The sequence below is a fragment of the Neobacillus drentensis genome (assembly GCF_036966985.1).
Classification (GTDB): Bacteria; Bacillota; Bacilli; order Bacillales; family Cytobacillaceae; genus Neobacillus; species Neobacillus drentensis_E.
In genome coordinates this window covers 1-8,029 of sequence record NZ_JBALSN010000569.1, presented here as the reverse complement: position 1 = coordinate 8,029, position 8,029 = coordinate 1, and the positions used below count along the sequence as shown (strand labels likewise).

Here is an 8,029-nt window from a genome sequence, read left to right as displayed (position 1 = left end):
GCGTTCCATTTTAGTAAAAGGAACTTTGAACTTTTCTAGTCTTTTTTCCCAGAATCCCATGGCACCTTTAGGAACAACATAAGAAGTGACACCAACTTGACCGTCTCCAATGATTCCTTGATGAGCTCCTGCCCATGGAAAGAATGTAATAATGGTACCTGGTTTTCCACCTTCATTACCGAAATAAAGGTGATAAGTACCTGGATCATCAAAATTGACAGTTTGCTTAACCAAACGTAATCCCAAAACTCCTGCATAGAAATCTACATTCTCTTGTGGATGACCGACGATTGCTGTGATATGGTGAATACCCATTGTTTTCTTACTCATTTTTAACACTCCTTTTTGATGTAAAATCTATTTATTGAAAGAAATTGATACCTTATTTTGTTTCTAATCCACTAATTAAAACTTATAAAATAACATATAATTTAAGATTCTCTAATTCGAGATACTTTAGAATAAAAATGCATCTAAAGCGTATTGACCAGGACCGATTAATGCTATACCAATAGCTACAGCTAACAAAGTTAAGTTATATTCATATCCATTAGATGTTGCCCATAATCCGTTAGAAGCATGAACCTTTATAATAGCCATTACCATAGTTCCTGCGATTAAAATGGCAGCAAGTGGTGTTAATAGTCCTAGTGCAAACAAGATGCCTCCTACTAGTTCTGACAATCCAGCGAATAGTGCCATTGTAATTCCTGGTTTCATTCCAATTGATTCAAACCATCCACCAGTTCCTTTTAATCCGTAGCCACCGAACCAACCAAACAATTTTTGAGCACCATGCCCGATAAACAATACTCCAATTACCAAACGAATTATTAATAAACCAATATTCATCACTTTAAAATCCTCCTAAATGTTTTTATCTCGAATTCGAGATATTTATTTTAAAAAAATGCAAGTCTAAATTTTATACCTTACTTTTTTCAATAGTTGTACCAATGCCTCTGCCTCATTAGAATCTAGTGAATCAAACATTTGATTAATGAACTCATGATATTTCGGCATGATTTCGTTCATCAATTCATTTCCATCTTCAGTTAACGTCACATGTATTACACGGCGGTCATCTGGACAGGCATGTCGGCTTAATAAGCGTCTTTGCTCTAGCTTATCTATAACATAGGTCATGGAACCACTGGAGATTAATATGCTTTTTCCAATTTGTTGAATGGTTTGTTTCCCTTTTTGATAAAGTACCTCTAAAACAGAAAATTCCGTAATACCAAGCTTGTTTTTTGCCATTTCTTCTTTTATTCGATCATGAATTGCTTTAGATGTTTGCATTAATATCAGAAAGGGCAGATTATTGCATTTCCTCTCCATTACTTTCACCCCCCTTAAAAATCTTGAATTAATTTATCTTGAATATGAGATAATAATAATACTTATTATTTTATTTGTCAATAACCATTTTAGGTTAAATTTAATCGGGTATCCAATTTGACTGAGTTGAAAAAGGAACCATACTTGGTCCTTTTACTTCGTTATTTAATGTCTTTAAACAAATAAAAAAGAGTCAATAAAAGACTCTAACTAGGAAATATATTCAACGAACGATGGGATCCGTAATAACCCCTGTTTTGTATAATTTCTAAATTTTACTCGACACTGTAATTTTGGCTTGATAAAAACAAACTTCTTATCTTCGCCGATTATTAAATCCTGGTATCTAGCAAAGAACTTCATTTTTTCCTTTTGGTTAATGAATTCCATTACACCTGAAGGTTTTAGACTATCCCCTTCATACGTGCTAAGTAGGTGGCCAAAATCATCTTTCCTTAACCCTGTTATATAGACATCTGCATATTTATAATTAATCACTTTTAACCAGTCGTGCGATCGCTTATTAACTTGATACGTAGAATTGGCTCTCTTAAGCACTATTCCCTCTAAATCATGCTGCTGAATAAGATGAAAGTACTCTTCCCCATGTCCGACCATCCACTGAACCATGACGATCTCATTTGATTGAGGTAAGAAAGATTCCAATAATTTTTTTCTTTCTACTAAAGGCAGGTTGGTAACTTTGTCCCCTGCATAATAAATGACATCAAAAACACAATATTGAATCCTGAGAGTTGATTTATTAGACTGAAATCTCTCCATTGCTGCCTCAATATTCAGCATATTCTATATGAATTAAAGTAGCCGCCACGTTGGATGTAATACTGGACTATTTGTTCAACCAATAACCAAGGCTTCCTTCATACAAATTTGCAGCTGTCCTAGAAGCCTCAATTGCGACTGTTTTGCCACTAAATGTATTAATAATAGTAATATCTCTTTCGAAACCTTTGTAAAGTACCCTAATTCCCCATACAAAATTATATTTCCACCTTTCACGGAACTATCATATCGGAACAATGAACCTTTAGATAATTTAACCTTTTTCTTTAATTCTGTTTTTGTAGGTAAATTTGTGTCGCAAAAAATGAATCTAAGCAGTAAAAAGCAGAATAGAGTTTTTATTTATTTTTGTCTATCATGTAGGTAAATTTGTGTCGTATGTTGATTATGTAGGTAAATTTGTGTCCTAATATAAAGGTACAAATCTCCCTACATAAATCAAAAGAACCTTGATGTATCAAGGTTTTTAATGTAGGTAAATTTGTGTCGCTGGACACTTAGTTTTGTTTTGTTACATACCTCATCCATAACCCAACATCGTCCAGTTTTTCTATGTCCTTTAAAAAGAAATTTACTGTAATTATGTCTGGTTTGAATACTTTGAGCGTCATTATTTATTCTTTTCGACGATGTTGTGAGTAAAGGTGCTCCTTATTTTCGTAGACGGTTTCTCAAATTTAGAATTTCTAATCACAATAACCATAAAAAAACGCCGACTGGTCTTTAAAACCAATCGGCGTCCCTGCAGCATCTAATGAGCTAAAACATTTGTATTCTCTCGCACCATTTCAATAAAATACTTCATAATTCTAAGATCTCCTGTTAATTCCGGATGAAAGGAACAACCTAAGAATTGACCTTCCCGCGCTAAAACAATGCGCTCTTCATGTTTTGCCAGAATTTCAACATTCTCACCTGCAGCCACGATATGCGGTGCCCGGATAAAAACAGCAGGAATATCCTCTCCTACTCCTCTGATGGGCATCTCGACTTCAAAACTATCAACTTGGCGACCAAATGAATTGCGTTCGACCACGATGTCCATCACGCCCAGATGTGGCGTATCATAGCCAACGATTTCTTTTGCCAGTAAAATCAGGCCTGCACATGTTCCAAACATCGGAACTCCCCCGCCGGCTAAAGCACGAATGGGTTCAAGCAACTCGTATCGGTCCAGCAGTTTCCGCATTGTTGTACTTTCTCCGCCAGGCAGTACAAGACCATTCAATTCTTTTAGATCTTCAGCCGATTTAACTGAAATCGCCCTACAGCCAAGTTCTTCAATTTGTCTTATATGCTCTCTGACTGCACCTTGTAATGCAAGTACCCCAATTTTCAGCATATTACCAACCACGTTCCTGCATACGGTCTTTTGCATCTAGCGAGGAAATTTCAATACCTTTCATCGGTGTCCCCAGCTCTTTTGAAATTTCGGCAATCAGTTTATAATCTCGGTAGTTTGTTGTTGCTTCTACAATGGCACGTGCGAATTTTTCTGGATTATCGGATTTGAAAATACCTGATCCGACAAATACACCATCAGCTCCAAGTTCCATCATTAAAGCGGCATCTGCAGGTGTCGCCACCCCGCCGGCAGCAAAATTGACAACAGGCAGCCTTCCCAATTTTTTAATTTCTAGCAATAATTCAAATGGTGCTCCTAAATTTTTTGCTTCCGTCATTAATTCGTCCGTATTCATACCGACAACGCGTCTTACTTGGGCATTCACTTTGCGAATATGACGAACCGCCTCGACTATATTTCCGGTTCCCGGTTCCCCTTTTGTCCGTAACATAGATGCTCCTTCGCCAATGCGACGTGCAGCTTCCCCTAAATCGCGGCACCCGCAAACAAAAGGTACGGTATAGTCGCTTTTTAATAAATGGTATTCCTCATCCGCAGGTGTCAATACTTCACTTTCATCTATGTAATCGACTCCCATTGCTTCTAATATACGTGCTTCGACAATGTGGCCAATCCGTGCTTTTGCCATTACTGGAATGCTTACAGCGTTCATTACTTCTTCCATAATCCGAGGATCTGCCATCCGGGCTACCCCACCAGCTGCGCGAATATCAGAAGGTACCCGCTCCAACGCCATAACCGCAACCGCACCGGCAGCCTCAGCTATTTTTGCCTGCTCGGCATTAATGACATCCATAATAACGCCGCCTTTTTGCATTTCAGCCATTCCACGTTTTACTCTTTCGGTTCCTACTAGTTTCATAAAAAAAACCTCCATTCATTTGATAATTACTAGTATAATAGAAATTGACTACATGAAAAGGTTCAGTTTTATGAAAAATAATGTGGTCAGTTGGAGGGAATTGCGAATGGATATGCTAATGTTTAAGTTGGATAATGGTACAGAAAAACCATTGTATGAACAGCTTTATAATGGGATCAAAGATGCCATTATTCAAAAACAAATTGAAGTGGGAACCAAATTGCCATCGAAGAAAAAGTTAGCAGGATTTTTAAATATCAGCCAAACTACCATTGAAATTGCCTATGCCCAGCTCATGGCAGAAGGCTATGTGGCATCCAAACCCCGCATTGGTTTTTTCGTGGAGGAGATCGACGAATTACCTTATATTGAAAAAGAACTCCTAAACATGCCTGTAGGAAAGGTCGAGGAAAAAAAAGTTCAATTTGACTTCCATCCCGGAAAAATTGATGCAGACTCCTTCCCTTTTTCACTTTGGCGAAAATATGCTAAAAATGTATATGATAGCAGTTCAAAAGAGTTGTTGGAAATTGGAGACCCGCAAGGAGAATTCGCATTAAGAGTGGAAATTGCCAAATATCTTTATCAATCGAGGGGGATTATCTGCAGCCCCGAACAGATTGTCATTGGTTCGGGAACGGAACAGCTGCTTCCAATGATTCTAAGGTTACTTGGAAATGATTTAAAATTTGCACTTGAAAATCCTGGCTATTCGGCCATACCTAAAATACAAATGCAAAATAGAGCCATCCCTATTCCGGTAGATGAAAATGGTTTAATCGTGGATGAACTGGAAAAAACAAAGGCCAATATTGTTTACATTACCCCTTCCCACCAGTTCCCTACGGGCGCCGTCCTATCCGCAACAAGAAGAACACAGCTATTAAACTGGGCAGCAAAGGATAAAAGCCGCTACATCATTGAAGACGATTATGATAGTGAGTTTCGTTATATCGGAAAACCTATTCCCGCCTTACAAGGGTTAGACCAAAACGGAAAAGTTATTTATTTGAGCACGTTTACCAAATCATTAATGCCTTCTTTACGTGTTGCATATTTTGTCTTACCTTCAACCCTACTGCAAAAATATAAAGAGACATTCAGTTTTTACTCATCAACCGTACCGAGATTCGATCAGCATATACTAGCTGACTTTATGAGAGATGGCTATTTTTCCAAACACTTAAACAGGATGCGGAAAATTTATCGCAAAAAACATGAAAAATTAACCCAGATATTAGAAACGTATTATCCGGATGTTATGATCACAGGAGACCTGGCAGGAATGCACATTTTAATTTCCGTTCCACTATCAAAAAGGGAAGATCAGTTAAAACAAATAGCCGCTAAGGCCCATATTGCCATCTATCCAGTAAGCGATTATCTGTTAAGTCCTATTGACTATCAATATCCAACTTTTTTATTGGGCTTCGGCGGCATTCCATTGGATCAAATTGAAAATGGCATACACCAATTAATGCAATGTTGGAACCACGAGATGCCGGGGGGAAGGTTCTAATGGCTTTTTGTGCCACTAGAACCTCCCCCCTCCTTTCTTTTTACTAAATACCCAAAGTTATAAAATTCCTATCCATGTCTTCACTGCAGTAGCCAAAATTAAACTCCCCAATATGATTTGCAACACTTTGGTATGAATTCTTTTTCCAGCGTTTGCTCCTATTGGTGAAGCTATTAAACTTGCAACAACCATAATTAGTGAAGGTAAAATTGGCACTTGTCCTGTTGCGATTTTACCGGAAACAGCCCCAATCGATGAAATAAGTGTAATGGCTAAGGAAGTGGCAATGGTCATCCTTGTTGGAATCTTTAACACAACAAGCATAATTGGCACTAACAAGAATGCTCCTCCGGCTCCTACAATACCAGCCCCAATCCCCACAATGAAAGATAGTAGTGCTGCTAGCCCTTTGTTAAACTTGACTTGTTCCAACGGAATATTATCAATTCCTTTCTTTGGGACAAACATCATGATAACAGCTGTCAACGCTAAGATGCCATATACAATGTTGATTCCAATTTCCGACATGTGAGTGGACCCAAATCCCCCAATAAAACTTCCAATTAAAATACTTATACCCATATATACAATAAGTGTTTTATTTATATAACCACCCTTACGGTAAGCCAAAACACCACCAATTGTTGCAAAAAATACTTGGATGGCTGTAATACCTGTAACTTCATGTGCTGTAAAATGACCCAAACCAAGCATGACTGGAATATATAACAACATCGGATAGTTGATGATAGCTCCACCTATCCCTAACATCCCCGAAATAAAAGAGCCTGCAAACCCAACTAGGAAGATCGTAATCATTAAGCTAAAATCCATGATGTCCTCCTCTTTAGAAAAGGGAACCTTGATTGGTTCCCCATTATTTTTAACCTTTTTTAATCCAGAATTTTAACACGTCATTTTCTTCTTCATGATTTAATAACTCGTGTCCACCCGATTTAGCCCAGGCTGTTAGGTCATTTTTTGCCCCTTTGTCAGTCGTGTGGACTTCTAAAACTTGACCTGGTTCTAGTTCCCCAATGGCTTTTTTTGTTTTTACAATCGGCATTGGACATGCTAATCCTTTTGCATCTAATACTTTTGTTGCTTCCATTTCAATATTCCCTCCTATTTTTAAGCTTAACGAACTGCACAGCGATTTGGTCCAATTTCCATTTCTCGCTGGTGATCAATGGATGGATTAATTTTCCCCATATTTGTTTGACGAATTTCTTGGTACGCATTTGGTTGTGCAGGTAAGTTTTCTGTCACCAATTTTCTAAAATCATTTTCATCTTCAATATTGAGCCCGTGATTTTTGGTAAAAAGTGTCCCCAATTTTTCTGATATACTTCCATCATCATTTAACTCATCAACAATCATAAAGTGTGCTGGCAGAACGATAAGTTCTTTTGATAATTCTCTGTAACGTTTATATAGAGATTCTCTTAAATCACTTACCCAATCCTCTGCTTTACCTGCGAGGTCTGGTCTTCCGATTGAATCAATGAATAAAATATCACCTGATAGCAAGAACTTTTCATCCAATACAAAGGAAGTGGAGCCAATCGTGTGACCAGGAGAATATAGTGCTTGAATATTAATTGTCGTATTTCCGATGGTAATGTCATTACCGTCTTCTAATGCTTGATAATCAAAGGTTACTTCTGTTGCATCCTTTGGTGGAAGCCAGTAAGTTGCTCCAGTTTTCTCAGCAATGGTTCGCCCGCCAGAAATATGGTCAGCATGAAGGTGCGTATCAAATACATGAGTAATTTTTGAACCGATACTTTCAGCAAAATCAAGATAAATATCAGTCATACGTGTTGCATCAATCAGGGCTGCTTCACCGTTTGAAACAACCATGTAAGATAAACAGCCTTTACCGATTCGAACAAATTGATAAATTTCGCCACCATCATTTAGGTCTCCCACTTTAACAGGTTCTAAATGTTCACTCCATGCTTTCATTCCATCCTTAAGGTATGACACGTTAAATCCTTCATCTGAAAGCATTTCTGCTACCATTACCGATGATCCTTCTTTTGCACAAACCACTAATACCTCTTTATCAGTAGGAATTTTATCAATGATTTCTTCAACACCATCTAGTAATTCGAAATAAGGAATATTTAAATAC

Annotated in this window: 11 protein-coding genes; 1 reads left to right on the top strand and 10 read right to left on the bottom strand. The window is 37.7% G+C overall.

The window, feature by feature from the left end; genetic code table 11:
• From V7659_RS28080 to pdxS, 7 genes are all read right to left on the bottom strand, one after another.
• A partial coding sequence (locus V7659_RS28080) for a VOC family protein (protein WP_335543354.1) occupies positions 1 to 330 on the bottom strand: 330 nt, incomplete at its 3' end.
• 126 nt (positions 331 to 456) lie between these two features.
• Positions 457 to 855, bottom strand: a complete 399-nt coding sequence (locus V7659_RS28075; RefSeq protein WP_335543353.1) for a DoxX family protein — start codon at positions 853 to 855, stop codon at positions 457 to 459.
• 63 nt (positions 856 to 918) lie between these two features.
• Positions 919 to 1,341 carry a MarR family winged helix-turn-helix transcriptional regulator gene (locus V7659_RS28070; RefSeq protein WP_335543352.1) on the bottom strand — a complete coding sequence of 141 codons (423 nt, stop codon included), beginning with the start codon at positions 1,339 to 1,341 and terminating at the stop codon, positions 919 to 921.
• A 210-nt stretch (positions 1,342 to 1,551) separates the two neighbouring features.
• Positions 1,552 to 2,124 (bottom strand): ATP-dependent DNA ligase, encoded by a 573-nt coding sequence (locus tag V7659_RS28065; RefSeq protein ID WP_335543351.1) that lies wholly within the window; start codon positions 2,122 to 2,124, stop codon positions 1,552 to 1,554.
• Positions 2,125 to 2,199: 75 nt separating this feature from the next.
• Positions 2,200 to 2,340: a hypothetical protein gene (locus tag V7659_RS28060; RefSeq protein WP_335543350.1), complete on the bottom strand. Its 141-nt coding sequence runs from the start codon at positions 2,338 to 2,340 to the stop codon at positions 2,200 to 2,202.
• A gap of 556 nt (positions 2,341 to 2,896) precedes the next feature.
• On the bottom strand, positions 2,897 to 3,487 hold the full coding sequence (gene pdxT / locus V7659_RS28055) for a pyridoxal 5'-phosphate synthase glutaminase subunit PdxT (protein WP_335543349.1): 591 nt from the start codon (positions 3,485 to 3,487) through the stop codon (positions 2,897 to 2,899).
• 1 nt (position 3,488) lies between these two features.
• Positions 3,489 to 4,373 carry a pyridoxal 5'-phosphate synthase lyase subunit PdxS gene (gene pdxS, locus V7659_RS28050; protein ID WP_335543348.1) on the bottom strand — a complete coding sequence of 295 codons (885 nt, stop codon included), beginning with the start codon at positions 4,371 to 4,373 and terminating at the stop codon, positions 3,489 to 3,491.
• A gap of 106 nt (positions 4,374 to 4,479) precedes the next feature.
• Between pdxS and V7659_RS28045 the strand changes: the two genes are divergently transcribed.
• Positions 4,480 to 5,892 (top strand): PLP-dependent aminotransferase family protein, encoded by a 1,413-nt coding sequence (locus tag V7659_RS28045; protein WP_335543347.1) that lies wholly within the window; start codon positions 4,480 to 4,482, stop codon positions 5,890 to 5,892.
• 57 nt (positions 5,893 to 5,949) lie between these two features.
• Here the strand turns inward: V7659_RS28045 and V7659_RS28040 are convergent, their stop codons facing one another.
• From V7659_RS28040 to V7659_RS28030, 3 genes are all read right to left on the bottom strand, one after another.
• Positions 5,950 to 6,726: a sulfite exporter TauE/SafE family protein gene (locus V7659_RS28040; protein ID WP_335543346.1), complete on the bottom strand. Its 777-nt coding sequence runs from the start codon at positions 6,724 to 6,726 to the stop codon at positions 5,950 to 5,952.
• A gap of 49 nt (positions 6,727 to 6,775) precedes the next feature.
• Positions 6,776 to 7,003, bottom strand: a complete 228-nt coding sequence (locus V7659_RS28035; RefSeq protein WP_335543345.1) for a sulfurtransferase TusA family protein — start codon at positions 7,001 to 7,003, stop codon at positions 6,776 to 6,778.
• A gap of 26 nt (positions 7,004 to 7,029) precedes the next feature.
• A partial coding sequence (locus tag V7659_RS28030) for an MBL fold metallo-hydrolase (protein ID WP_335543344.1) occupies positions 7,030 to 8,029 on the bottom strand: 1,000 nt, incomplete at its 5' end.

Bases quoted from the DNA above. Each gene is read 5' to 3' on its own strand.
- V7659_RS28070 (WP_335543352.1), bottom strand. From the start codon at position 1,341: ATGGAGAGGAAATGCAATAATCTGCCCTTTCTGATATTAATGCAAACA.
- V7659_RS28065 (WP_335543351.1), bottom strand. From the start codon at position 2,124: ATGGAGAGATTTCAGTCTAATAAATCAACTCTCAGGATTCAATATTGT.
- pdxT (WP_335543349.1), bottom strand. From the start codon at position 3,487: ATGCTGAAAATTGGGGTACTTGCATTACAAGGTGCAGTCAGAGAGCAT.
- pdxS (WP_335543348.1), bottom strand. From the start codon at position 4,373: ATGAAACTAGTAGGAACCGAAAGAGTAAAACGTGGAATGGCTGAAATG.
- V7659_RS28045 (WP_335543347.1), top strand. From the start codon at position 4,480: ATGGATATGCTAATGTTTAAGTTGGATAATGGTACAGAAAAACCATTG.
- V7659_RS28040 (WP_335543346.1), bottom strand. From the start codon at position 6,726: ATGGATTTTAGCTTAATGATTACGATCTTCCTAGTTGGGTTTGCAGGC.
- V7659_RS28035 (WP_335543345.1), bottom strand. From the start codon at position 7,003: ATGGAAGCAACAAAAGTATTAGATGCAAAAGGATTAGCATGTCCAATG.